Consider the following 21,986-nt stretch of genomic DNA (forward strand, 5'->3'; position numbering starts at 1 on the left):
ACCGACGATGCCACGTCGTCTGGGGAGAGTTGTGGTCGCCATGGCGACCACAACTCTCCCCAGAACCCAGCGCTGGTGAAGCAGTCGATCAACATCCGTACCGGGTGCCGCAAGAACCGCGGACAGCAGGCTCCGACAGCACCGCCACCTTGTCCTACCTGCGGCACTGCCCCCGAGCTGCCATCACTGTCTGCCGTCGGTCCGCCCTCCGGGCAGCAGGCCGCAGCCCGGCCCGCAACGTCAAGACGGCTGGTACGCCGGTACGGACGCTGGCGGGTCGCGGTCGGTCGTCTACCCGGCCCGCCCGGGTCGACGATGGGCGGGACGGCTTCCCACCCCGACCACCCAAAGCCGACAACCCGCCGACGGCACCGGTGTGCGCTCCCCTTCTCCCGACGGCCCACCTGATCCTCACCAGGGACGGTGAGAGGGGTGACCTGCTATACCGGAGGCGTTAACAGGGGGCCCTTCCTTACACCTATTTGGCGTTGAAGTAGCTGGCTTCGGGGTGGTGGACGACGATGGCGTCGGTGGCCTGCTCCGGGACCAGCTGGAACTCCTCGGACAGCTCCACGCCGATGCGCTCCGCGCCCAGCAGGTCCACGATCTTCGCGCGGTCCTCCAGGTCGGGGCAGGCCGGGTAGCCGAACGCGTACCGGCAGCCCCGGTAGTCGGTGCGCAGCAGGCCGGCCAGGTCACCCGGGTCGTCGGCGGCCACGCTACGCCCGCCGGGCAGGGTCAGCTCGGTGCGGATCCGGCGGTGCCAGTACTCGGCGAGAGCCTCGGTCAGCTGCACGGACAGACCGTGCACCTCCAGGTAGTCGCGGTACTCGTTGGCGGCGAACATCTTCGCGGTGTACTCGCTGATCGGCTGGCCGACGGTGACCAGCTGCAGGGCCACCACGTCCGGCTGGTCGCCCTTGGGCTTGAAGAAGTCGGCCAGGCAGAGCCGCCGCTCCTGGCGCTGCCGGGGGAAGGAAAAGCGGGCCCGCTCGGCGTGACCGTTCTCGTCCAGCACCACCAGGTCGTTGCCCTCGGAGTAGGCCGGGAAGTAGCCGTAGACCACGGCCGCCTCCAGCACCTTGTCGGCGATCAGCCGGTCCAGCCAGTACCGCAGCCGGGGCCGCCCCTCGGTCTCCACCAGCTCCTCGTACGACGGGCCCTGGCCGCCCCGGGAGCCGCGCAGCCCCCACTGGCCGAGGAAGGTGGCCCGCTCGTCCAGCAGCGACGCGTAGTCGGCCAGCGGCACCCCCTTGACCACCCGGGTGCCGAAGAACGGCGGGGCGGGCACGGTGACGTCGGTGGCCACGTCGGAGCGGACCGAGGCGTCGTCCAGCTCGGGCAGCGCCTCGCGGACCACGGTGCGCTGGCGTTCCCGGCGGGCCCGCCGGGCGGCCAGGGCGGCCTCCCGTTCGGGGTCGACCACCGGCGCGCCGCCGCGCTTGGCGGCCATCACCCGGTCCATCAGGGACAACCCCTCGAAGGCGTCCCGGGCGTAGTGCACCTGCCCCGGGAACATGGCCCGCAGGTCGTCCTCGACGTAGGAGCGGGTGAGCGCGGCCCCGCCGAGCAGCACCGGCCAGCGCTCGGCGACGCCCCGGGAGGCCATCTCGGCGAGGTTCTCCTTCATGATGACGGTGCTCTTGACCAGCAGCCCGGACATCCCGATCGCGTCGGCGCGGTGTTCCTCGGCGGCCTCCAGGATCGCGTTGATCGGCTGCTTGATACCGATGTTGACGACCTCGTAGCCGTTGTTGCTCAGGATGATGTCGACCAGGTTCTTGCCGATGTCGTGCACGTCGCCCCGGACGGTGGCCAGCACGATGCGGCCCTTGCCGCCGTCCTCGGCGGTCTCCATGTGCGGCTCCAGGTAGGCCACCGCGGTCTTCATCACCTCGGCCGACTGCAACACGAACGGCAACTGCATCTGGCCCGACCCGAACAGCTCGCCGACGACCTTCATGCCGTCCAGCAACAGGTCGTTGATGATCGACAACGGGGTACGCCCACCGGCCATCGCCGCGTCCAGGTCGGCCTCCAGGCCGTTGCGCTCACCGTCGACGATCCGCCGCTTGAGCCGCTCCTCCAACGGCAGCGCCGCCAGCTCCTCGGCCCGGGTGGCCCGCGCCGAGGCGGCGTCGACGCCCTCGAAGAGGTCGATGAACCGCTGCAACGGGTCGTAGCCCTCGCGGCGGCGGTCGTAGACCATGTCGAGGGCGACCTCGCGCTGCTCGTCGGGGATCTTCGACATCGGCAGGATCTTGCTGGCGTGCACGATCGCCGAGGTCAGCCCGGCCTGGACGCACTCGTGCAGGAAGACCGAGTTGAGCACCTGCCGGGCCGCCGGGTTCAGCCCGAAGGAGATGTTCGAGATGCCCAGGGTGAAGTTGATCCCCGGGTACCGGCGGGCGATCTCCCGGATCGCCTCGATGGTCTCGATGGCGTCGCGGCGGGTCTCCTCCTGGCCGGTGGAGATCGGGAAGGTCAGCGTGTCGATCATGATGTCGGGCAGGGCCATGCCCCAGCGGCCGGTCAGGTCGTCGATGGTCCGGGCGGCGATCCGGACCTTGTCCGCCGCCGTACGGGCCTGGCCCTCCTCGTCGATGCACATCACCACGACGGCCGCGCCGTGCTCGCGGATCACCGGCATCACCCGGCCGTACCGGGACTCCGGTCCGTCGCCGTCCTCGAAGTTGACCGAGTTGACCACGCACCGGCCACCGAGCATCTCCAGCCCGGCCTCGATGACCTGCGGCTCGGTGGAGTCCAGCATGATCGGCAGGGTCGAGGCGGTGGCGAACCGGCCGGCCAGTTCCCGCATGTCCTGGGTGCCGTCCCGGCCGACGTAGTCGACGCAGAGGTCCAGCACGTGCGAGCCGTCGCGGGCCTGGCCCCGGGCGACCTCCACACAGGCCTGCCAGTCGGCGGCCAGCATCGACTCCCGGAACGCCTTGGAGCCGTTGGCGTTGGTCCGCTCCCCCACCATCAGCACCGAGGCGTCCTGAGCGAACGGCACCGGGTGGTAGATCGAGGAGACCCCGGCCTCGGGGCGCGGGTCACGGGGCGTCGGGGCGAGCCCGGCCATCCGCTCGGCCAGCACCCGGATGTGCTCCGGCGTGGTGCCGCAACAACCGCCGACCAGCGCCACCCCGTACTCGGTCACGAACCGCTCCAGGGCGTCGGCCAGCTCCACCGGGCTCAACGGGAAGTACGCGCCGTCGGCGGTCAGCACCGGCAGGCCCGCGTTCGGCATCACCGACACCGCGATCCGCGAGTGCTGGGACAGGTAGCGCAGGTGCTCGCCCATCTCGGCCGGGCCGGTCGAGCAGTTCAACCCGATCAGGTCCACCCCCAGCGGCTCGATCGCCGCCAGCGCCGCCCCGATCTCGCTGCCCACCAGCATCGTGCCGGTGGTCTCCACGGCCACGTGGCAGATGATCGGCACCGTCCGGCCGAGCTGGGCCATCGCCCGCTTCGAGCCGACCACCGCGGCCTTGACCTGGAGCAGGTCCTGACAGGTCTCGATGATCAGCGCGTCCGAGCCGCCCTCGATCAGACCGGCGGCGTTCTCCTGGTACGCGTCGCGCAGCGTGGCGTACGGGGCGTGACCGAGGGTGGGCAGCTTGGTGCCGGGGCCGATCGAGCCGAGCACGAACCGGGGGCGCTCCGGTGTGCCGTACGCGTCGGCGGCCTCCCGGGCGATGCGCGCCCCGGCCGCCGACAGCTCCCGGATGCGCTGCGGGATGTCGTACTCGGCGAGGTTGGCCAGGTTGGCGCCGAAGGTGTTGGTCTCGACCAGATCCGCCCCGGCGGCGAGGTACGCCTCGTGCACGCCCCGCACCACGTCCGGGCGGGTGACGTTGAGGATCTCGTTGCAGCCCTCCAGCCCCTCGAAGTCGTCAAGGGTCAGGTCGGCTGCCTGCAACATGGTGCCCATCGCGCCATCGGCGACGAGAATCCGACTGGTCAGCGCGTCGAGCAACGAAGTCTGCACCCGTACAGGTTAGTTCGCGCCTGACGGGCGGGCCCCGTACCCGCTGCGGTTCCCACAATGTGTCAGCGGGATCACGCCCGTCTGGTTCGTACCCAGATGTCCTTCCGGGGGCGGCGGCGAGCCGGCGCGGCCGACGGGCCGCATCCGGGCCTGGCACGTAGGCTACGGACGTGAAGGACAACAGGGACACCACCGCGCCCGGCGGGCGGACCACCGGGCGGTGGCCCGGTACCGGCCCCGACGACCAGGGTGAGGTGACGGCGTGACCGAGTTCGACGGACTGCCGGTGCTGCGGTCCCCGGTGGCGGTCGCCGCCTTCGAGGGCTGGAACGACGCCGCCGACGCCTCCACCGCCGTGGTCGAACACCTGGAGCAGGTCTGGCAGGCCCGGCAGGTCACCGAGCTGGACCCGGAGGAGTTCTACGACTTCCAGGTCAGCCGGCCGACGGTGACCATGACCGCCGGCGAGACCCGGCGGGTGCAGTGGCCGACCACCCGGTTCATGGTGGCCAGCCCCGAGGGCACCGAGCGCGACGTGGTGCTGATCCGGGGCATCGAGCCGAGCATGCGCTGGCGGACCTTCTGCGAGCAGGTGCTGGAGATCTGCCACAGCCTTGAGGTGGAGCGGGTGGTGCTGCTCGGCGCGCTGCTGGCCGACGTGCCGTACACCCGGCCGTTGCCGATCAGCGGCAGCGCCTCGGACGCCGGGGCCGCCGAACGTTTCCAGCTCACCCCCACCCGGTACGACGGGCCGACCGGCATCGTCGGGGTGCTGCACGAGGCCTGCGCCCGCGCCGAGGTCGACGCGGTGTCGTTCTGGGTGCACGTGCCGCACTACGCCAACAACCCGCCCTGCCCGAAGGCCACTTTGGCGCTGCTGCACCGGGTCGAGGAGGTGCTCGACCTGCCGGTGCCGATGGCCGACCTGGCCGAGGAGGCCGCCGAGTGGGAGCAACGGGTCCGCAGTGCCGCCGAGCAGGACGCCGAGCTGGGCGAGTACGTCCGGGAGCTGGAGGAACGGGTCGGCGACGCCGGCATCACCCCGCTGACCGGTGACGAGATCGCCCAGGAGTTCGAGAAGTACCTGCGCCGCCGGGGCGGCTCCGCCGGCCCCACCGCCGGCTCCTGGTAGCCGGCCCTCTTCGGCAACGGCTGGTGCCCGGAACAGGCACCAGCCGGCGGCCTGGGTGGTGTCGAAGGACCGGCCGTTGTCGAGCACGACCGGCAGCCCCGTGGGGACGCTGGGCGGCGTGCTGAACCTGCTCTTAGATCACCGGGAGTTGGACATGCAGGAACTTCGCCGGGCCGCCTTCCCGTCCCCATCGGCGCGTTTCTGTTCCACCTGGGAAACGGTGGGATAGCGAAGAAGAACACCGAACAGGTTCTGGTGGACGCCCTCGCGCGACACGGCCGGCGTTTCGAACAACACCCCAACCACCCCGACAAGTGGCGACTCCCACAGCGCACCGGCAGCGTCCCCACCCACGTCGCCGCCGCCCTGGCCGTTCCTCACCACCAGGGACATCCCGGGACCGGCCCGTCGTGGACGAACGGGTCTCCCGCGGCCGAGCGAGCCGGGATGACGGCACCGGGGCGGGTCAATCCCGGACCCGGTAGGTGACCAGACCGGGTGTGTCCGGGGTGGCGGCGTCAACGACGCCTAGGGCATCCTAGGAACCTAGCTGTAATCGTGGAGGTGGGCATGCAGATCAATCCGGGGGCCGCCGAGTTCCCGCACCGGCAGATCGCCGCGCAGCTCAAGGCGCAGGTTCGCCGGGGCGACTGGGCGCCGGGCGAACGCCTGCCGTCCATCCCGGCCATCGCCGAGATGTTCGGCGTGGCCAAGCAGACCGTGCAGCGCGCCGTCGACCAGCTGCGGGTCGAGGGCATCCTGATCACCAAGCCCGGCTCCGGTACGTACGTCAGGGGCACCCGCCGTCGCCTCAACCGACTCTCCCGGGGCCGCTACGGCGGCTTCCGCGGCTACCACACCGACCTGGCCGCCCGGTACCGCCAACAGCTCGTCTCGGTCGGCCGGGCCCCCGCCCCACCGGAGGTGGCCGACGCGTTCGGCGTCGCCGACGGCACCGACCTGCTCTGCCGCCGACACCTGGTGCGCACCGAGGACTCCCCGGTCGAGGTGGGCGCGAGCTGGTTCCTGCCCACCGACACCGCCGGCACCTCGCTGGAGCGCACCGAGGCGTTCGGCCGGCCGCTCTACCAGGAGGCCGAGGAGGCCACCGGCCGCCGGTACGTCACCGCCACCGACACCATCACCGCCCGGCAGCCCAGCCGGGAGGAGGCCGAGACCCTGCAGATCCGCCCGGACACCCCGGTGCTGCACCTGCTGCACGTGGCCTACGACGAGCGGCGCAAACCGATCGAGGTCGCCCAGGCCACCTGGCCCGGACCGATGACCACCCTGACCGAGGAGTACCAGGTCCCGGCCCCCGCCGCCGACCCGGACCCGGACCCGGGACTGGTCCTCGGCTGAGCACAGGTCACGCCGTTCCGGACCCGGTCACACCTCGGAGGCCGCTCGCGCTGTCGGCGGCCGGTCAGGCTGTCGCGTTGTCGGCGGCCGGTCACACGCTCAGAGGCGGATGCCGAGCAGGGCGTCCACGGCCTCGGCGAACAACGCCGGGGCGGCCGGATCGTCGGCGGCACCGGCCAGCGCCCGTTCGGCGAACTCGTCTGCCACCGCCAGCGCGCCCGGCGAGTCGAGGTCGTCGGCCAGCCGCTGGCGTACCCCGGTCAGGAAGGCCATGCCGGACGGCCCGGCGGGCGCGGCGGCGGCCCGCCGCCAGCGGGCCAGTCGCTGCTCGGCGGCGGTGAGCAGGTCGCCGGTCCAGGACCGGTCTGCCCGGTAGTGCCCGGCCAGCAGCGCCAACCGCACCGCCACCGGATCGACCCGGTCGGCCCGCAGCCGGGAGACGAAGACCAGGTTGCCCTGGGACTTACTCATCTTCTCGCCGGCCAGGCCGATCATGCCGGCGTGCGCGTAGTGCCGGGCGAAGGGGACCACCCCGGTCAGCCGCTCGGCGTGCGCGGCGGAACACTCGTGGTGCGGGAAGATCAGGTCGTTGCCGCCGCCCTGCACGTCGATCCGGTCACCGAGCAGGTTCAGCGCGATCACCGCGCACTCGATGTGCCAGCCGGGCCGCCCCGACCCCAGCTCACCACCGGGCCAGGACGGCTCGTCGGGCCGGGCACCCCGCCAGAGCAGCGGATCGAGCGGGTCGCGCTTGCCCGGCCGGTCCGGGTCGCCGCCGCGCTCACCGAAGAGCTCACGCATCCGCTCGCGGGTCAGGTTGGACTCGTAGCCGAACTGCGGCGCGGCGGCGATGTCGAAGTAGACGTCCCCGGTGCCGTCGTCCAACCGGTACGCGGCACCGTCCTTGAGCAGCGCCAGCACCCGGTCGGCGATGTCCGGGATCGACTCCACCGCGCCGACGTAGTGCGCCGGCGGGATGATCCGCAGCGCCTCCATGTCCTCGCGGAACAGCGCGGTCTCCCGCATCGCCAGGACCTTCCAGTCCTCGCCGTCGCGCTCGGCCCGCTCCAGCAGCGGATCGTCGATGTCGGTGACGTTCTGCACGTAGCGCACCGGGTGGCCGTTGTCCCGCCAGACCCGCTGCACCAGGTCGAAGGCGATCATCGTCGCGGCGTGACCGAGGTGGGTGGCGTCGTACGGGGTGATGCCGCAGACGTACATCGTCGCGGTGCCCTCGGGGCTGCTCGGGTGGGCACCCTGGCGGGCCGAGTCGTACAGCGCGAGGGGCTCGCCCCGGCCCGGCAGTCGTGGCACCTCGTGTCCCGCCCAAGACTCCATGGTCCTCAGCCTATCCAGCCGCACGGTACCGGCGCGGGCCCGCCCGGGTGACCAATGCGACAACGGCTCAGATCGGCGGCCAGGGCATCGCCGGCCACTCCTGCGACGGCGGCGGGAAGCAACCGACCTCGCGCAGCCGGTCGATCCGGGTGCCCAGCGCGGCGATCTCGGCGATGGTGAGGTGCTCGGCCAGCTCCTCGCCCAGCTCCCCGCCCAGCTGGGTGGTGAGCGACGCCAACGCGGCCAGGGCGTCGGCGGGCAGCTCCCGCCCGGCCCAGCCCCACAGAACGGTACGCAGTTTGCCCTCGACGTGGAAGCTGACCCCGTGGTCCACCCCGTGGACCCGGTCGTCCGGGCCGGTCAGCACGTGTCCGCCCTTACGGTCGGCGTTGTTGATCACCGCGTCGAGCACCGCGAGCCGGGCCAGCCGGGGGTCGTCGGCGTGCGCCAGGGCGTACGCGGTGCCGTCGTCGTCGCGGGCCGCCGCCACCGGCAGCCAACGCGGCGGCACCGCGTCGGCGGGCACGAAGCCGACCAGCGGCTCGGCATCGGCGGGCTCGTCGATCCAGAGCTGGCAGGAGCCGGGGCCCAGCGGGCCGTCGCGCAGCACGGTGGGCGGCACCAGGTCCCACCCGATCGCCGCGGAGACCAGGTACGCGGCGACCTCCCGGCCGGCGAGGGTGCCGTCCGGGAAGTCCCACAGCGGCCGCTCACCGCGCACCGGCTTGTAGACGCAGCGGGCGGTGGCGGTGTCCAGGGTCAACTCGGCACGCAGCGTGGTGTTGGAGGCGTCGACCAGCCGGCCCTCCAGGGCCAGGTCACCGTCGCGAAGCAGGCGCAGGACGGCAGCGCCGTCCCGGTGCAGCTCCACCGAGGTCACCGATGGTAGCCGTTGTGCCGGGGGCAGAGATGCCCGGCGGGGTCCAGCGGCTGGCCACAGAGCGGGCAGGGCGGGCGACCGGCGTTGACCACCCGGCGGGCCCGCTCGATGAACTCGCGGGTCGCCTCGGGGGTCAGCCGGACCCGGAGCCGGTCGAGATCCTCGTCCGGCTCCTCGGTCTCCTCGTCGGCCTCCTCGGCCTCGGCCTCCGCGCCGAGCGCCACCTCGGCGTCGGCCTCCCCGGTGGCGATCGCCTCGATCACCACGGTGGCGGTGTCCACGTCGAAGGCCAGCCCGAGGGTGCCGACCCGGAACTCCTCGTCGACCGGGGTGTCCAGCGGCTCGTTGTCGCCAGCCACCGGGACCGCCTCGGGCAGCTGCACCCCGAACCGGCGCTGCGCCTCGGCGAGCAGCTCCTCCAGCTTCTCGGCGAGCAGGGAGACCTGCACCTTCTCCAGCGCGACGCTGACCAGCCGGCCGCCACCGCGGGCCTGCAGGAAGAACGTGCGCTCCCCCGGCGGCCCGACGGTCCCGGCGACGAACCGCTCCGGCGGCTCGAAGGCGTGCACCTGGTGGGTCATACCCACGACCCTATCCGGCGCGCCACGGCGTCGCGCACCCCACCGACGCCCTTTTCGCCACGCCCGACCGACGGCGTCACCGCCGCGCTCCCGCTCCCCCACCGACGGCCGCGTCGCTGTCGGCCGCCCGGGCGGCCCGCCGACGTCGCTTGGCCGGCGGCGGGACCAGCCCGGCGAGGTCCCCGCCGGTGTCGTTGAGCCGGACCAGGAAGGGCCGCAGCGGCGTGTAACGGATCGCGGTGACCGACGCCGGGTCCGCGACGATCCGCTGGAAAAGATCAAGGTGTACGCCGAGCGCGTCGGCCACGATGGCCTTGATCACATCGCCGTGGCTGCACGCCAGCCAGACCGCCTCGGGGCCGTGTTCGGCGGTGACCCGGGCGTCCCAGGACCGCACCGCCGCGACCGCCCGGCCGGCCATCGCCGCCATCGCCTCGCCCTCGGGGAAGACCACGGCGCTGGGGTGCTGCTGGACCGCCGGCCAGAGCGGCTCCTTGGCCAGCTTCTTCAGCGGCTGGCCCTCCCAGCTGCCGTAGCCGCACTCGATCAGCCCGTCCTCCAGCACCGGGGTGACCTCCGGCAGCGCCAACTCCAGGGTCTGCCGGCAGCGAATCAACGGGCTGCTCACCACCGCGGCCAGGGGCACCGGACGCAGCCGCTGGCCCACCGCGGCGGCCTGGGCCCGACCGGTGTCGTCCAGCTCGACCGGCTGTCGCCCGGCCAGCCCACCGTCGGCGTTGGCCGTCGTCCGGCCGTGTCGCAGGAGCAGAAGGGTCGCCACGGCACCACCCTAGTTCGCCACCGGCCCGGCCGTCCGCGACGCCCGACGCCCAACGCCCACACACCGCCCGGCCACGCGCGTCGCCCGGCCACGCGCGTCGCCCGGCCACGCGCGTCGGCCGGCGGGCCCGCGGGCGTTAGGAAGGGACCCCTGTACATCAGAAAGCGTTAACAGGGGGCCCTTCCTTACACCTGGTCAGGTGGCGGGGATGGTGCCGGTCAGCAGGAGGGCGAGGACCAGGGTGCCGACGGCCACCCGGTAGAGCACGAAGACGTACAGGGTGTGGTGCGCCACGTAACGCAGCAGCCAGGCGATCGCCGCGTACCCGACCCCGAAGGCGATGATCGTCGCCACCACCATCTGGGCCACGCTCGGCGCGGAGGTGCCCTCGGCCGCCGGGGCGAAGACGTCCGGGATGCTGAACACGCCCGACATCACCACCGCCGGGATGGCCAGCAGGAAGGAGTACCGGGCGGCGGTCTCCCGGGTGAGATTCAGGAACAGGCCGGCGGTGAGCGTGCTGCCGGACCGGGACACCCCGGGGATCAGGGCCAGCGCCTGGGCCAGGCCCATCACCACACCGTCGCGCATCCGGAAGTCCCGCAGCACCCGGGTCTGCCGGCCCCAGTACTCGGCGAAGGCCAGGATGAAGGCGAAGACGATCAGGGTGGTGGCGACCACCCACAGGTTCCGGGCGGTCGCCCGGATCTGGTCCTTGAACAGGAACCCGAGCAGCCCGATCGGGATCGAACCGACGATGACGTACCAGCCCATCCGGTAGTCCAGGCTGCTGCGTACCGAGGAGTCCCAGATGCCCACCACCCAGGTACGCCCGATGCGCCAGATGTCCTTGGCGAAGTAGAGCAGCACCGCCGCCTCGGTGCCGAGCTGGGTGACCGCGGTGAACGACGCGCCGGCGTCCTGGTCGAAGAAGATCGCCGAGGTGATCCGCAGGTGTCCCGAGGAGCTGATCGGCAGGAACTCGGTGAGCCCCTGCACGATGCCCAGGACGATGGCCTCGATCCAGCTCACTCGCCCACTCCGGCCAGCTCGAGCGCCTCGGCACAGGTCCGCAGGGTCTGCACACCGCTGTCGGCGTCGGCGACGAAGAGGGTGACCGCCAGGGTGGTCACCCCGGCGGCGGCGTACTCGCGCATCCGCTCGGCGATGCGTTCCTTGGGCCCGAGCAGCGAGGTGCGGTCGATGAACTCCGTGGGTACCGCGGCGGCGGCGTCGCGCTGCCGCTTGGCCAGGTAGAGGTCCTGCACCTCGCGGGCGGCGTCGCCGTAGCCCATCCGGGTGGCGAGCTGGTTGTAGAAGTTCTGCTGCCGGCTGCCCATCCCGCCGACGTAGAGTGCGGCGTACCAGCGGACCAGTTCGGCGCAGCTCTCCACGTCGTCGCCGACGACCACCGGCACGGCGGGTACGACGTCGAAGCCGGCGAGGTCCTTGCCGGCCCGCACCCGCCCGGCGCGCACCGAGGCGAGCTGCTCGTCGGCGAACTCGGGGGCGTAGAAGACCGCCAGCCAGCCGTCGGCGATCTCGCCGGCCAGCTCCAGGTTCTTCGGGCCGACGGCGGCCAGGTAGATCGGGATGTGCTCACGGGGCGGCCGGAAGCCCAGCCGCAGCGCCTTGCCCGGCCCGTCGGGCAGTGGCAGGGTGTGGAACTCGCCGTCGTAGGCGACCTCCTTGCGGGCCACCGCCAGCTTGACGATGTCGACGTACTCGCGGGTGCGGGCCAGCGGCTTGGCGAACCGTACGCCGTGCCAGCCCTCGGAGACCTGCGGGCCGGAAACGCCCAGCCCGAGCCGGAACCGGCCGCCGGAGAGCGCGTCGATGGTGGCCGCGGTCATCGCGGTCATCGCCGGGGTCCGGGCGGGGATCTGCATCACCGCGCTGCCCAGGTCGATCCGTTCGGTCTGGCCGGCCATCCAGGCGAGCATGCTTGGCGAGTCGGAGCCGTAGGCCTCCGCCGCCCACACCACCGAGTAGCCGAGACGGTCGGCCTCCCGGGCCAGCGCCAGGTGGTCGGCGGGTGTGCTCCACGCCGTCTGGTATCCGAGGCTGAGCCCGAGTCGCACTGGTCCTCCCCCATCCGTACCACAAGGTCGCATCAGGTTACGCAATGCCGACAGTCGGGCCGACCACCGGCTCACCCGCCCCGGGCAGGCGGCACTGACCTGCGCGAACCCCGCCGGCCAGGTGGCACCTCAGCCGATCGGGACCCCCGCCGGACGGCCGGGGAGGCAGAGATGGCGGGCGTGAGGATATCGGTACGACCCCGGTTGCAAATAAGGTTCACCCATGCAGCAGCGACCGCTCGGCCGCAGCGGGCTGGCGGTCTCCCGGCTCGCGCTCGGCACCATGACCTGGGGCCGGGACACCGACGCCGACGACGCTGCCGCCCAACTCAAGAGCTACCTCGACGCCGGTGGCAACCTGGTCGACACCGCCGACGTGTACGCCGACGGCGACGCCGAGTCGGTGATCGGTTCGCTGCTGGGCAGTCTGGTCGAACGCGAGGAGTTGCTGATCGCCACCAAGGCGGGGCTGCGGCCGGGCAGCCGACGCCGCCGCGACGGCTCCCGCGGGCACCTGCTGCGGACCCTCGACGCGTCGCTGCGGCGGCTCGGCACCGACCACGTCGACCTGTGGCAGGTGCACGGGTACGACCCGGAGACCCCGCTGGAGGAGACCCTGTCGGCGCTGGACCACGCGGTGGCCAGCGGCCGGGTCCGCTACGCCGGGGTGTCGAACTTCTCCGGCTGGCAGACCGCCCGCGCCGCCGCCTGGCAGACCGCCTGGCCGGGTCGGGCCCCGGTGGTCGCCACCCAGGTGGAGTACTCGCTGCTGGAGCGGGGGGTGGAGCGGGAGGTGCTGCCGGCCTGCGCGGCGCTGGGGCTGGGGGTGCTGCCCTGGTCCCCGCTGGGCCGGGGGGTGCTGACCGGCAAGTACCGCCACGGCCGGCCGGCGGACTCCCGGGCCGCCTCGGCGCACTTCGAGCCGTTCGTCGCCACGTACCTGGAACCGCGCTGCTCCAGCATCGTGGAGGCGGTGGTGATCGCCGCCGGCGGGCTCGGGGTGTCGCCGCTGGAGGTGGCGCTGGCCTGGATCCGGGACCGCCCCGGGGTGACCGCGCCGATCCTCGGGGCCCGGACGGTGGGGCAGCTGCTCGGGGCGTTGCAGGTGGAGCGGATGACCCTGCCGGCGGAGATCGTCACCGCCCTGGACGACGTCTCGGCGGTGCCGGTCGGCTACCCGGAACGCGACGGCTGACCGGATCGGTCAGGCCCGCCCGCACTGAAGCGATCCGCGCGGCACGGCCGCGCCGAGCCGCCGGAGACCGCCATCGGGGTGGCGGATCACCGCCAGGAAGGCGCAGCATGGATGCCATGGACTACGAGTACGCGCCGCTGCGGCTGCCGCCGAACGTCGACCGGGCGACCGCCGCGGCGCAGCTGGCGATCCAGGCGGAGTTCTCCGGGTGGGAGCTGGCCCGGGTGCAGCTGTTCCGGGACGGCACCCGGCAGGTGGTGCTGCGGCGTCGCCGGGTCAACCAGCCCCAACCGGGCCTGTCCTACTGACCTTCCGGCACACCACACCACCGGAAGGCCAGCAGGCACTCGTGGTGGTCAGGCGGTGCGGTCGGCGGTCTCGGTCTCGCCGTCGGCCAGGAACGGGTGCTCGTCGAGCCGGCCCACCAGCCGGTCGTCGGCCCCCGGCTGGAACGGGCCCAGCGGGTCCTCGTCGTCGAAGGCCTCCAGGTCGACCGCCTCGGTGACCTCGCTGACCATCACCACCCCGTCGAGTGGCTCCAACTCGGGCACGTCGAGTGCGCTCAGCGAGCCGTCCCCGCCCTGCAGCAGCTCCAGCACCGCCTCGCCGACCCCCTCGACCGGGGCCGGCTCGTCCTCGGCCGGGGTGCCCTCCCGGCGGGCCGCCTCGGCCGCCTTCAGCAGCGCGGCGACGCTGGGCACCCGGAAGTCGCGGCGCTGGCGTACCGAGAGGATCCTCGGGTGCGGGTCGTCGGCGACCGCGCCGCCGCCCCCCGCGCCGAAGTGCTCGTCGGCCTCGTCGGGGTCGATCGAGTCCACGTCCCAGGGGGTGACCTCGCCGTGGGCGGCGAGCAGCCGCTGGTCGTAGTCGTACGAGGCGTTGTTCAGCGTGACGTAGGCCTGCCAGACGTCGTCGTCGTCGACCCGGCCCTCGCCGGCCCGGACGGCGGCCAGGTGGGCGCGTGCGGCCTCGATCACCCGTTCCAGGGCAACCTCCAGCTCATCGTGCTGGTCGGTCATTGTGCAGTCCCTTTCGCCTTGGAGGTGCGAGCCCGGGCCACGCTCAGCAGCTGCGGAGGAAGCGGTCGAGTACTCGCACGCCGAACTGTAGCCCGTCCACCGGTACCCGCTCGTCGATGCCGTGGAACAGGGCGGAGAAGTTCAGGTCCGCGGGCAGCCGCAACGGGGCGAAGCCGAAGCAGCGCATGCCGAGCTGGGCGAAGGCCTTGGCGTCGGTGCCGCCGGAGAGCATGTACGGCACCGGCCGGGCGGCCGGGTCCTCGGCCCGCAGGGCGGCGGACATCGCCTCGACCAGGGCCCCGTCGAAGGTGGTCTCCAGGGCCGGTTGCCGCTGCACGTACTCGATGTCGATGTCCGGGCCGACCAGCTCGCGCAGCTGTCGTTCCAGCAGCTCCGACTGGCCCGGCAGGCTGCGGCAGTCGATGGTGGCGGTGGCCCGGCCGGGGATGACGTTGTCCTTGTAGCCGGCCGCCAGCCGGGTCGGGTTGGCGGTGCTGCGGATGGTGGCCCCGATGATGTTGGCGATCGGGCCGAGTTTGGCGATGGCCACCTCCGGGTCGTCCGGGTCCAGCTCGACGCCGAGGACCTCGGAGATCTCCGTCAGGAAGGCCCGCACGGTCGGGGTGACGGTGAGTGGGAACCGGTGCCGGCCCACCCGGGCGACCGCCTCGGCCAGCGCGGTGACCGCGTTGTCGTCGTGCACGAACGAGCCGTGCCCGGGTCGGCCCCGGGCGTGCAGCCGCAGCCAGTCCAGCCCCTTCTCGGCGGTCTGGATCAGGTAGAGCCGGGCGTGCTCGTCGACGGTGTACGAGAAGCCGCCGACCTCACCGACGGCCTCGGTGCAGCCGTCGAAGAGCCCCCGGTGCCGCTGGGCCAGGAAGTGCGCGCCGTAGTCGCTGCCGGCCTCCTCGTCAGCGGTGAACGCCAGCACGATGTCGCGGGGCGGCCGGACGCCGGTGCGTTGCCAGTGCCGCACGACCGCCAGCACCATCGCGTCGAAGTCCTTCATGTCGATCGCGCCCCGACCCCACAGGTAGCCGTCGCGGATCTCACCGGAGAAGGGGTGCACGGACCACTCGGCGGCGTCGGCGGGCACCACGTCCAGGTGGCCGTGCACCAGCAACGCCGGCCGCTGCGGGTCGCTGCCGGGGATCCGGGCGACCAGGTTGGCCCGCCCCGGCGCCGACTCGTGGATCTCGGCGGCCACACCGACCTCGGCCAGTCGCGCGGCCACGTACTCGGCTGCCGCGCGTTCCCCGGCGCTGGTGTCGTTGTCCCCGGTGTTGGTGGTGTCGATGCGCAACAGATCACGGCAGATGTCGACCACCTCGTCGGTGGGCTCGGGTCCGGTGGTGGCGGCGTCGCTCGTCATCGGTTCCTTATACCAGCACGTCGTTGCGGTGTCGGTTTGCCGGTCGGTCCGCCCGGGTACCGGCGGCGTCGAGGAGGTCACCGTGACCGTTCACCTACCGCCCCTACCGCCCGGCCCCGACGAGGGGTACCGACCTGGCGGGCGAAGCCTGGTCGACATCGTCGACGACGAGCACCGTCACCTGCTGGAGCTGCTGGACGCGGCGCTCGCCCCGGACACGCCGCAGCCGCGGCGCCGGGAGCTGCTGGACGTGTTCACCGCCATGCTGTCCCGGCACCTCTCCGGTGAGGAGCAGTACGTCTTCCCCGCCACCCGGGTCGCGGTGCCCGACGCCGCGGCGCGCATCGACCGGGAGCTGACCTGCGACGCCGAGCTGCTCGCCGCGGTACGCGGACTGACCGAGCACTCGCTGCCCGAGGTCACCGACCGGCTGCGCCGGCACGTCGAGGCGGTCGACGCGCTGGTCGGGTCGTTGCGGGCGCACGCCACCGACGAGGAGCTGATCCGGTTGGGCAACCGGATGGAGATCGCCGAGGAGGCGGCACCGACCCGCCCTCATCCGGGCAACCCGCACACCCCGCCGTGGAACCGCATCGTGGACCCGGCGGTGGGGGTGCTGGACAAGGTCCGTGACGTGGTCAGCCGACGGCACACCCGGCTGTCGGATCTCCGCCCGCCACGCGACTGACGGGAGGGCGACTGGTCCGTTCGTGCACGTTCTGCAGGTCACTGCTTGGTTTCCGGTCCGTTTCAGGACTTTCGGCCAGTCCGTCATGGTCATACCGTCACGGTTATGAATCTGGAGTTGCGTCACCTGAAGGTGGTCTGCGCGATCGCGGAGACGGGGAGCGTGACCAAGGCGGCCTCCACTCTCGGTCTTGCCCAACCCGCTCTCACCGCCCAGCTCCAGCGCATCGAACGGACGCTGGGCGGGCCGTTGTTCGAGCGGGACCGGCGGGGCGCCCGGCCGACCGCGCTGGGCGAACTGGTGCTGGCCCGGGCCCGGGTGCTGCTGCCGGCGATGAAGGGTCTGCAGGACGAGGCGGCGCGGCTGGCCGGTGCGGTCGACGCGCCACGGCGGTACCGCTTCGGCGGGGTCAACAGCCCCATCCTGGGCCGACTGGTGCACCGGCTCGCCGCCGAGCAGCCCCAGGCGCAGATCACCACGTACGCGTCCTGGTCGGTCGACGAGCTGGCCCAGCTGGTGGCCGGCGGTCGGCTCGACTTCGCGCTGGCCGGGGTCTGCGGCGACTCGACCCCGCCGACGGAGTCCGGGCTGGGTTGGCGGGAGGTCGCCGTCGACCCGGTGGGGGTGCTGCTGCCCGAGCGACATCCGATGGCCGGGCGGGACGAGGTGGGCCTGGTGGACCTGGGCCGGGAGCAGTGGGTGGCGGCACCGGGCGACGGTTGCTTCGGTGACTGTTTCGCCGCCGCCTGCGCCCGGGCCGGCTTCACCCCCCGCAAGGTCTTCGAGACCGACATCCGGGCCGGCTTCGACCTGGTCGAGGCCGGTGTGGCGGTGGCGTTGTGCCAGGCCACCTTCCGGCCGGTGGCCGGGCTGGTGACCCGCCGGCTGGCCGGTTCGCCGCTGCGCTGGCGGTTGATGCTGGGGTGGCACCCGGACTCCCCGGCGGCCGACGTGGCCGACCTGGTGTTGGAGGCGGCGGTGGCCTCGTACACCGACTCGTTGGCCGCGCACCCGGACTACCAGGCCTGGTTGACCCGCAACCCCGAGTTCGGGGTACGACTGCCCGCGCCCGTCCCGCCGATCCCCGGCACCGGGGTGCGAACGGCGTGACGACGGGTAACCAGCGACCATGACCGACCTGTACCCGCCCGCCGACGAGCGGGAAGACGTGCGCCGCACCGCCGCGGCGCACACGGCCGCCTCCCGGGACGTGGAGGCCTTCGTGCGACGACTGCCCGGCACGCCCGGCGCGGCCGACGTCGCCGAGTACGCCGCCCTGCTGGCCCGGGAGGAGCTGCTGCGGGTGGAACGTCAGGCCGCCGCGGACGCCGCCGGGCTGATGCTGCCCAGCCTCGACCAGAGCTGACCCACCGGCGCGCCGGTGCCGGCCGGCACGCGCCGGCCGCCGCGCGCACCGGCCCCCGCACGCTGCGGCCCGCAGCGGCCTCAGCGCGCCCCGGACCCCGGCGCGCAGCGGGCCTCAGCGGTCGGCGAGCGGGTCGTGGCCGAGGTCGAGCAGCGCGTGCCGCCACCGATCCTCGGCGTTGCCGGCGGCCGGCCGTTCGTCGAGCAGGCCCTCGATCCGCTCGACGGCCTCCCGCATCACCTGGATGTCGGCCGGGGTGAGGTCGACCTTGCGTTTGCGCAGCACGGCGAGGATCTGCCGGCCCGGCTCGGGCAGGTCCAGGTCCGGGTCGGGCCCGAAGGACTCCTCCCCCGAGCCACGGGTCAGCAGCCAGCTGCGCAGCTGTTCGGACGGGACGTTGACCTGGGCGTGGAAGTCCGCCCAGAGCGTCTCCACCTCGGCGTCGACGCGCTGCTCGCGGGCCATCATGCCTCCTTGACGGGTGGGGCCCCGGAGACCGGGGCACCGGTGTCGGTGTCACTGCCCAGGCCCTCCGGTGGCACCCGTACCCGGGACGGGTTCGCGGTCGGTGGGGCCTCGATCGGATCGGCCGGTTCGGCCTCGTCGGGCACCTGCTCGGGCTCGGTCATCGGATTCCTCCGGGTCCTGGGCGACGTCCGGTGGCGGTCGGACCCCGGCGGCGCGGTCGGCCGGCGCGTCCCGGGCGGTCGCGGCGGACGGTCGGCCGCCGGCCGACGGTGGTCACCGGGGATGGGTCGAGACGCCGGCCCGATGGGTACCGGTCCCGGCGTTGACCTCGACCTGCAGCGCGCCGTCGCGGGCGTCGACGACCACCCGCTGCCCCGGTGACATCGCGCCTTCGAGCAGCATCCGGGACAGCCGGTTGTCCAACTCGCGTTGGATCACCCGACGCAGCGGCCGGGCGCCGAACTCCGGCTGGTAGCCGTGCTCGGCCAGCCAGTCCACCCCGGCGGTGGTGATCTCGATGGTGATGTCCTGGGCGTGCAGCCGACGCCGGGTCTCCTCCAGCAGCAGCCCGGTGATCTGGCGCAGCTGCTCGGCCTCCAGCCGCCGGAAGATGATCACCTCGTCGACGCGGTTGAGGAACTCCGGCCGGAAGTTCTCCTGCAGCCGGCGCATCAGCCGCTCGCGCAGCTCGTCGGACTCCTGGCTGCTGCCCGGCTCGCCGGCGCCGAACCCGACCGGCCGCTGGCTGCCGGTGATCAGCTCCGAACCCAGGTTGCTCGTCATGATCAGTACGGTGTTCTTGAAGTTCACCGTACGGCCCTGGCTGTCGGTGAGCCGGCCGTCGTCGAGCACCTGGAGCAGGATGTTGAACACGTCCGGGTGGGCCTTCTCGATCTCGTCGAGCAGCACCACCGCGTACGGGCGACGGCGCACCGCCTCGGTGAGCTGCCCGGCCTCCTCGTACCCGACGTAGCCGGGTGGGGCGCCGACCAGCCGGCTGATGGTGTGCCGTTCCTGGAACTCGCTCATGTCCACCCGGACCATCCGGTCGGCCTCACCGAAGAGCGCCTCGGCCAGGGCCCGCGCCAACTCGGTCTTGCCCACGCCGGTCGGGCCGAGGAAGAGGAAGCTGCCCATCGGCCGGTTCGGGTCGGCCAGCCCGGCCCGCGAGCGGCGGACCGCCTCGGCGACCGCGCCGACGGCGTCGTCCTGACCGACCACCTTCTCGTGCAGCTGCCCCTCCAGTCGCAGCAGCCGGTCCCGTTCCTCCTCGGTGAGCTGGGCGACCGGGATTCCGGTGGCCCGGGAGACCACCTCGGCGATCTCCGCCGGGCCCACCTGCGGCACCTGCGGGGAGTCCCCCTCGCCCCGGGCCCGCCGGATCCGCTCCTCAACCTCGGCCAGCCGGTCACGCAGTGTCGACGCGCGCTCGTACTGCTCGTCGGCGACTGCCTGTTCCTTCTCCCGGCGTACCTCGTCGAGTTGTTGTTCCAGCTCCCGCACGTCCGAGGCGGGGGTCCGGGTGCGCAGCCGGACCCGGGCCCCGGTCTGGTCGATCAGGTCGATGGCCTTGTCCGGCAGGAAGCGGTCGGTGACGTACCGGTCGGCGAGTTCGGCCGCGGCGACCAGCGCCTCGTCGGTGAAGCGGACCTGGTGGTGGGCCTCGTAGCGGTCGCGCAGGCCACGCAGGATCGCCACCGTGTCGTCGACGCCGGGCTCGGGCACCAGCACCGGCTGGAACCGGCGGGCCAGCGCGGCGTCCTTCTCGATGGTGCGGCGGTACTCGTCAAGCGTGGTCGCGCCGATCACCCGCAGCTCGCCCCGGGCCAGCGCCGGTTTGAGCATGTTGGAGGCGTCCATCCCGCCCTCGCTGCCGGCGCCGCCCGCGCCGACCAGGGTGTGGATCTCGTCCAGGAAGATGATCAGCTCCTCCCGGTGGGCGCGGATCTCGTCGATCACCTTCTTGAGGCGTTCCTCGAAGTCACCCCGGTACCGGGTGCCGGCGACCAGGCCGGCCAGGTCCAGTTGGATCACCCGCTTGCCGAGCAGGGTCTGCGGCACGTCGCCGTCGCAGATCCGCTCGGCCAGCCCCTCCACGATCGCGGTCTTGCCGACCCCGGCCTCGCCGATCAGCACCGGGTTGTTCTTGGTCCGCCGGGACAGGATCTCCACGGCCTGTTCGATCTCGTCGGCGCGCCCGATCACCGGGTCGATCTGGTCGTTGCGGGCCAGGTCGGTGAGGTCCTGACCGTACTGGTCGAGGGTGGGGGTCCCGCGGTCCGGTTTCGGGCCGGGCATCGGCCCACGTTCGGCGTTGGCCGCCTGCAACGACTCGGGTTGGATCCGCCCGGCCGACAGCATCCGCCCGGCCGGTGACTCCGGGTTGAGCGGCAGGGCCATCAGAATGTGCTCCGGGCCGATGTAGTTCGCGCCCATCGCCCGGGAGAGCTGGTGGGCGTCGAGCAACGCCCGCTTCGCCGCCGGGGTGAGCGACAGGTTCGGCGGCACCTCGCCCGCCGGTGCGCCGTCCGCGCGCCCACCGAGGGCGTTGACCAGGGCGTCCGGGTCGGCCCCGGCCCGCCGGACCAGGTCCCGCAGGGGCTCGCGTTGCAGCGCCGCCCAGAGCAGGTGGTCGGTGTCCAGGTCGGTGCTCTGCCGCTGGGCGGCCCGGCGCGCCGCGTCGGCCAGCAGTTCCCGGGCGTCGGCGGTCATCAGCCGGGTGATGTCGACCCGGTGCGCCGGCCGGCGCCCGCCCTCACCCCGGCCGAAGTACCGGGCCAGGAACTCGTCCCACGGATCGGCGCCGAAGTCATCGGGTCCCAACATGCGCGTCCTCCGGGTTCGGGCAGGGTCGACGCGCTGGGCTACCCGTCACTCGGGCCGGCAAACGCCCCCAGATGGCAGGCTGCGGGGATGACCGAGACACCGTTGCTGATCGTGGACGCCGCCAACGTGGTGGGTTCACGCCCCGACGGGTGGTGGCGGGACCGGGCCGGGGCCACCGCCCGGCTCCGCGACGCGTTGGCCCCGCTGGCCGAGCGGGGCCGCCCACCCGAGCTGGCACCACCGGCCGAGGTGGTGCTGGTGGTGGAGGGCGCGGCCCGGGGTGTGCAGGGCCGCGCGGAGGTCCGGGTGGTGGCCGCCGAGGCCTCGGGGGACGACGCCGTGGTGGCGCTGGTCGACGCCGCCGCGGGACGTCGCCGGCTGGTCGTCACCGCCGACCGTGAGTTACGGCAGCGGGTCCGGGCCCTGGGTGCCGAGGTGTACGGGCCCCGCTGGCTGCGCGGCGACTGAGCGTGGGCCGCTGCGGTGCGATGCGCGGTAGACGGGACTGGCGCGAACGGGACTCCCGGGCCGGCCAGCCAACCGGACACGCGGGCAGGAACACCGACAGGGCGGATGTTCTCTCACCGACCGGGATAGGCTGTAATGGAGGCCTCCCCGCCCCCAGGAGGTTCCACAGTGGCGAGCGTCGCCGAGCTGAAGGCAGCCATCGATGTCGCCCTCCAACAGATCGGCGACGGCCAGACCGCCGTGCAGGCGGCCGGCGAGAAGCTGGCCGAGGCGCAGCAGACCCTGGCCGGCGCGCTGGAGGGCAGTGGGCACGAGACAGTGGAGGCCGCGCAGGCCTCGTTGACGCAGGCCAGCCAGGAGTTGGAGGAGTGCCTCGCCGCCACCCTCGTCGCGGTGGAGCAGGCTCAGCTCTACGTAGCGACGCTCTGAGAGGCG

At 72.9% G+C, this 21,986-nt stretch carries 22 protein-coding genes; 9 read left to right on the forward strand and 13 right to left on the reverse strand.

Annotated features, from left to right (window positions below; genetic code table 11):
- Window positions 1-478: 478 nt before the first annotated feature.
- Window positions 479-3,994 carry a methionine synthase gene (gene metH, locus ACN28G_RS12285; protein ID WP_175440562.1) on the reverse strand — a complete coding sequence of 1,172 codons (3,516 nt, stop codon included), beginning with the start codon at window positions 3,992-3,994 and terminating at the stop codon, window positions 479-481.
- Between the two features lie 262 nt (window positions 3,995-4,256).
- Between metH and ACN28G_RS12290 the strand changes: the two genes are divergently transcribed.
- Window positions 4,257-5,126: a PAC2 family protein gene (locus ACN28G_RS12290; protein ID WP_091438905.1), complete on the forward strand. Its 870-nt coding sequence runs from the start codon at window positions 4,257-4,259 to the stop codon at window positions 5,124-5,126.
- Between the two features lie 138 nt (window positions 5,127-5,264).
- Here ACN28G_RS12290 and ACN28G_RS12295 read toward each other — a convergent pair whose 3' ends face one another.
- A complete protein-coding gene (locus tag ACN28G_RS12295) occupies window positions 5,265-5,519 on the reverse strand; it encodes a hypothetical protein (protein ID WP_421479150.1) in 255 nt (84 codons plus the stop codon).
- 177 nt (window positions 5,520-5,696) lie between these two features.
- On the opposite strand from ACN28G_RS12295, the gene ACN28G_RS12300 reads away from it, so the two are divergent.
- On the forward strand, window positions 5,697-6,488 hold the full coding sequence (locus tag ACN28G_RS12300; protein WP_421479151.1) for a GntR family transcriptional regulator: 792 nt from the start codon (window positions 5,697-5,699) through the stop codon (window positions 6,486-6,488).
- 99 nt (window positions 6,489-6,587) lie between these two features.
- Here the strand turns inward: ACN28G_RS12300 and mshC are convergent, their stop codons facing one another.
- The 6 genes from mshC to ACN28G_RS12330 form a co-directional block, all read right to left on the reverse strand.
- On the reverse strand, window positions 6,588-7,826 hold the full coding sequence (gene mshC / locus ACN28G_RS12305) for a cysteine--1-D-myo-inosityl 2-amino-2-deoxy-alpha-D-glucopyranoside ligase (protein ID WP_091438907.1): 1,239 nt from the start codon (window positions 7,824-7,826) through the stop codon (window positions 6,588-6,590).
- A 67-nt stretch (window positions 7,827-7,893) separates the two neighbouring features.
- Window positions 7,894-8,706 carry an SCO1664 family protein gene (locus ACN28G_RS12310; protein WP_091438908.1) on the reverse strand — a complete coding sequence of 271 codons (813 nt, stop codon included), beginning with the start codon at window positions 8,704-8,706 and terminating at the stop codon, window positions 7,894-7,896.
- Window positions 8,703-9,287, reverse strand: coding sequence for a DUF3090 domain-containing protein (locus ACN28G_RS12315; protein WP_091438909.1), 585 nt, complete (start codon window positions 9,285-9,287; stop codon window positions 8,703-8,705). The genes ACN28G_RS12310 and ACN28G_RS12315 overlap by 4 nt, the downstream gene beginning before the upstream one ends.
- 76 nt (window positions 9,288-9,363) lie before the next feature.
- Window positions 9,364-10,068 carry an MSMEG_4193 family putative phosphomutase gene (locus tag ACN28G_RS12320; protein ID WP_091438910.1) on the reverse strand — a complete coding sequence of 235 codons (705 nt, stop codon included), beginning with the start codon at window positions 10,066-10,068 and terminating at the stop codon, window positions 9,364-9,366.
- 195 nt (window positions 10,069-10,263) lie between these two features.
- Window positions 10,264-11,100, reverse strand: a complete 837-nt coding sequence (locus tag ACN28G_RS12325; protein WP_091438911.1) for an undecaprenyl-diphosphate phosphatase — start codon at window positions 11,098-11,100, stop codon at window positions 10,264-10,266.
- Window positions 11,097-12,149 (reverse strand): LLM class F420-dependent oxidoreductase, encoded by a 1,053-nt coding sequence (locus ACN28G_RS12330; RefSeq protein ID WP_091438912.1) that lies wholly within the window; start codon window positions 12,147-12,149, stop codon window positions 11,097-11,099. The genes ACN28G_RS12325 and ACN28G_RS12330 overlap by 4 nt, the downstream gene beginning before the upstream one ends.
- A 223-nt stretch (window positions 12,150-12,372) precedes the next feature.
- Here ACN28G_RS12330 and ACN28G_RS12335 point away from each other — a divergent pair, with 223 nt between their 5' ends.
- The gene (locus ACN28G_RS12335; protein ID WP_091438913.1) at window positions 12,373-13,344 is read left to right on the forward strand and encodes an aldo/keto reductase; all 972 of its coding nucleotides are present in this window, start codon (window positions 12,373-12,375) and stop codon (window positions 13,342-13,344) included.
- Between the two features lie 116 nt (window positions 13,345-13,460).
- On the forward strand, window positions 13,461-13,652 hold the full coding sequence (locus tag ACN28G_RS12340) for a DUF5703 family protein (RefSeq protein ID WP_091438914.1): 192 nt from the start codon (window positions 13,461-13,463) through the stop codon (window positions 13,650-13,652).
- Between the two features lie 48 nt (window positions 13,653-13,700).
- Here ACN28G_RS12340 and ACN28G_RS12345 read toward each other — a convergent pair whose 3' ends face one another.
- Both ACN28G_RS12345 and ACN28G_RS12350 read right to left on the reverse strand, forming a co-directional pair.
- Window positions 13,701-14,363, reverse strand: coding sequence for a hypothetical protein (locus ACN28G_RS12345; RefSeq protein WP_091438915.1), 663 nt, complete (start codon window positions 14,361-14,363; stop codon window positions 13,701-13,703).
- Window positions 14,364-14,406: 43 nt separating this feature from the next.
- Entirely contained in the window at window positions 14,407-15,735 is a 1,329-nt protein-coding gene (locus ACN28G_RS12350; RefSeq protein WP_421479152.1) for a M20/M25/M40 family metallo-hydrolase, read from the reverse strand.
- An 82-nt stretch (window positions 15,736-15,817) separates the two neighbouring features.
- On the opposite strand from ACN28G_RS12350, the gene ACN28G_RS12355 reads away from it, so the two are divergent.
- The 3 genes from ACN28G_RS12355 to ACN28G_RS12365 all read left to right on the forward strand — a co-directional run bounded on the left by ACN28G_RS12355 (window position 15,818) and on the right by ACN28G_RS12365 (window position 17,789).
- On the forward strand, window positions 15,818-16,423 hold the full coding sequence (locus ACN28G_RS12355; RefSeq protein ID WP_091446542.1) for a hemerythrin domain-containing protein: 606 nt from the start codon (window positions 15,818-15,820) through the stop codon (window positions 16,421-16,423).
- A 105-nt stretch (window positions 16,424-16,528) separates the two neighbouring features.
- Entirely contained in the window at window positions 16,529-17,533 is a 1,005-nt protein-coding gene (locus ACN28G_RS12360) for a LysR family transcriptional regulator (protein ID WP_091438917.1), read from the forward strand.
- A 19-nt stretch (window positions 17,534-17,552) separates the two neighbouring features.
- On the forward strand, window positions 17,553-17,789 hold the full coding sequence (locus ACN28G_RS12365; RefSeq protein ID WP_091438918.1) for a hypothetical protein: 237 nt from the start codon (window positions 17,553-17,555) through the stop codon (window positions 17,787-17,789).
- 114 nt (window positions 17,790-17,903) lie between these two features.
- Here ACN28G_RS12365 and ACN28G_RS12370 read toward each other — a convergent pair whose 3' ends face one another.
- From ACN28G_RS12370 to ACN28G_RS12380, 3 genes are all read right to left on the reverse strand, one after another.
- Window positions 17,904-18,254, reverse strand: coding sequence for a DUF3140 domain-containing protein (locus tag ACN28G_RS12370; RefSeq protein ID WP_421479153.1), 351 nt, complete (start codon window positions 18,252-18,254; stop codon window positions 17,904-17,906).
- Window positions 18,254-18,418 carry a hypothetical protein gene (locus ACN28G_RS12375; RefSeq protein WP_175440563.1) on the reverse strand — a complete coding sequence of 55 codons (165 nt, stop codon included), beginning with the start codon at window positions 18,416-18,418 and terminating at the stop codon, window positions 18,254-18,256. The genes ACN28G_RS12370 and ACN28G_RS12375 overlap by 1 nt, the downstream gene beginning before the upstream one ends.
- Window positions 18,419-18,530: 112 nt before the next feature.
- Window positions 18,531-21,083, reverse strand: a complete 2,553-nt coding sequence (locus ACN28G_RS12380) for an ATP-dependent Clp protease ATP-binding subunit (protein WP_421479154.1) — start codon at window positions 21,081-21,083, stop codon at window positions 18,531-18,533.
- An 87-nt stretch (window positions 21,084-21,170) separates the two neighbouring features.
- Between ACN28G_RS12380 and ACN28G_RS12385 the strand changes: the two genes are divergently transcribed.
- Window positions 21,171-21,551 carry a hypothetical protein gene (locus ACN28G_RS12385; protein WP_421479155.1) on the forward strand — a complete coding sequence of 127 codons (381 nt, stop codon included), beginning with the start codon at window positions 21,171-21,173 and terminating at the stop codon, window positions 21,549-21,551.
- 168 nt (window positions 21,552-21,719) lie between these two features.
- Entirely contained in the window at window positions 21,720-21,980 is a 261-nt protein-coding gene (locus ACN28G_RS12390) for a hypothetical protein (RefSeq protein WP_030504016.1), read from the forward strand.
- Window positions 21,981-21,986 lie beyond the last annotated feature (6 nt).

The sequence above is a fragment of the Micromonospora sp. WMMA1923 genome (assembly GCF_049179195.1).
GTDB classification, from domain to species: Bacteria; Actinomycetota; Actinomycetes; order Mycobacteriales; family Micromonosporaceae; genus Micromonospora; species Micromonospora yangpuensis.

Coding starts and splice junctions, on each gene's coding strand:
- ACN28G_RS12380 (WP_421479154.1), bottom strand. CDS start 21,083: ATGTTGGGACCCGATGACTTCGGCGCCGATCCGTGGGACGAGTTCCTG.
- ACN28G_RS12370 (WP_421479153.1), bottom strand. CDS start 18,254: ATGGCCCGCGAGCAGCGCGTCGACGCCGAGGTGGAGACGCTCTGGGCG.
- ACN28G_RS12335 (WP_091438913.1), top strand. CDS start 12,373: ATGCAGCAGCGACCGCTCGGCCGCAGCGGGCTGGCGGTCTCCCGGCTC.
- ACN28G_RS12315 (WP_091438909.1), bottom strand. CDS start 9,287: ATGACCCACCAGGTGCACGCCTTCGAGCCGCCGGAGCGGTTCGTCGCC.
- ACN28G_RS12385 (WP_421479155.1), top strand. CDS start 21,171: ATGACCGAGACACCGTTGCTGATCGTGGACGCCGCCAACGTGGTGGGT.
- ACN28G_RS12345 (WP_091438915.1), bottom strand. CDS start 14,363: ATGACCGACCAGCACGATGAGCTGGAGGTTGCCCTGGAACGGGTGATC.
- ACN28G_RS12365 (WP_091438918.1), top strand. CDS start 17,553: ATGACCGACCTGTACCCGCCCGCCGACGAGCGGGAAGACGTGCGCCGC.
- ACN28G_RS12300 (WP_421479151.1), top strand. CDS start 5,697: ATGCAGATCAATCCGGGGGCCGCCGAGTTCCCGCACCGGCAGATCGCC.
- ACN28G_RS12295 (WP_421479150.1), bottom strand. CDS start 5,519: ATGTCCCTGGTGGTGAGGAACGGCCAGGGCGGCGGCGACGTGGGTGGG.
- ACN28G_RS12340 (WP_091438914.1), top strand. CDS start 13,461: ATGGACTACGAGTACGCGCCGCTGCGGCTGCCGCCGAACGTCGACCGG.
- ACN28G_RS12360 (WP_091438917.1), top strand. CDS start 16,529: ATGAATCTGGAGTTGCGTCACCTGAAGGTGGTCTGCGCGATCGCGGAG.
- ACN28G_RS12375 (WP_175440563.1), bottom strand. CDS start 18,418: ATGACCGAGCCCGAGCAGGTGCCCGACGAGGCCGAACCGGCCGATCCG.
- ACN28G_RS12350 (WP_421479152.1), bottom strand. CDS start 15,735: ATGACGAGCGACGCCGCCACCACCGGACCCGAGCCCACCGACGAGGTG.
- mshC (WP_091438907.1), bottom strand. CDS start 7,826: ATGGAGTCTTGGGCGGGACACGAGGTGCCACGACTGCCGGGCCGGGGC.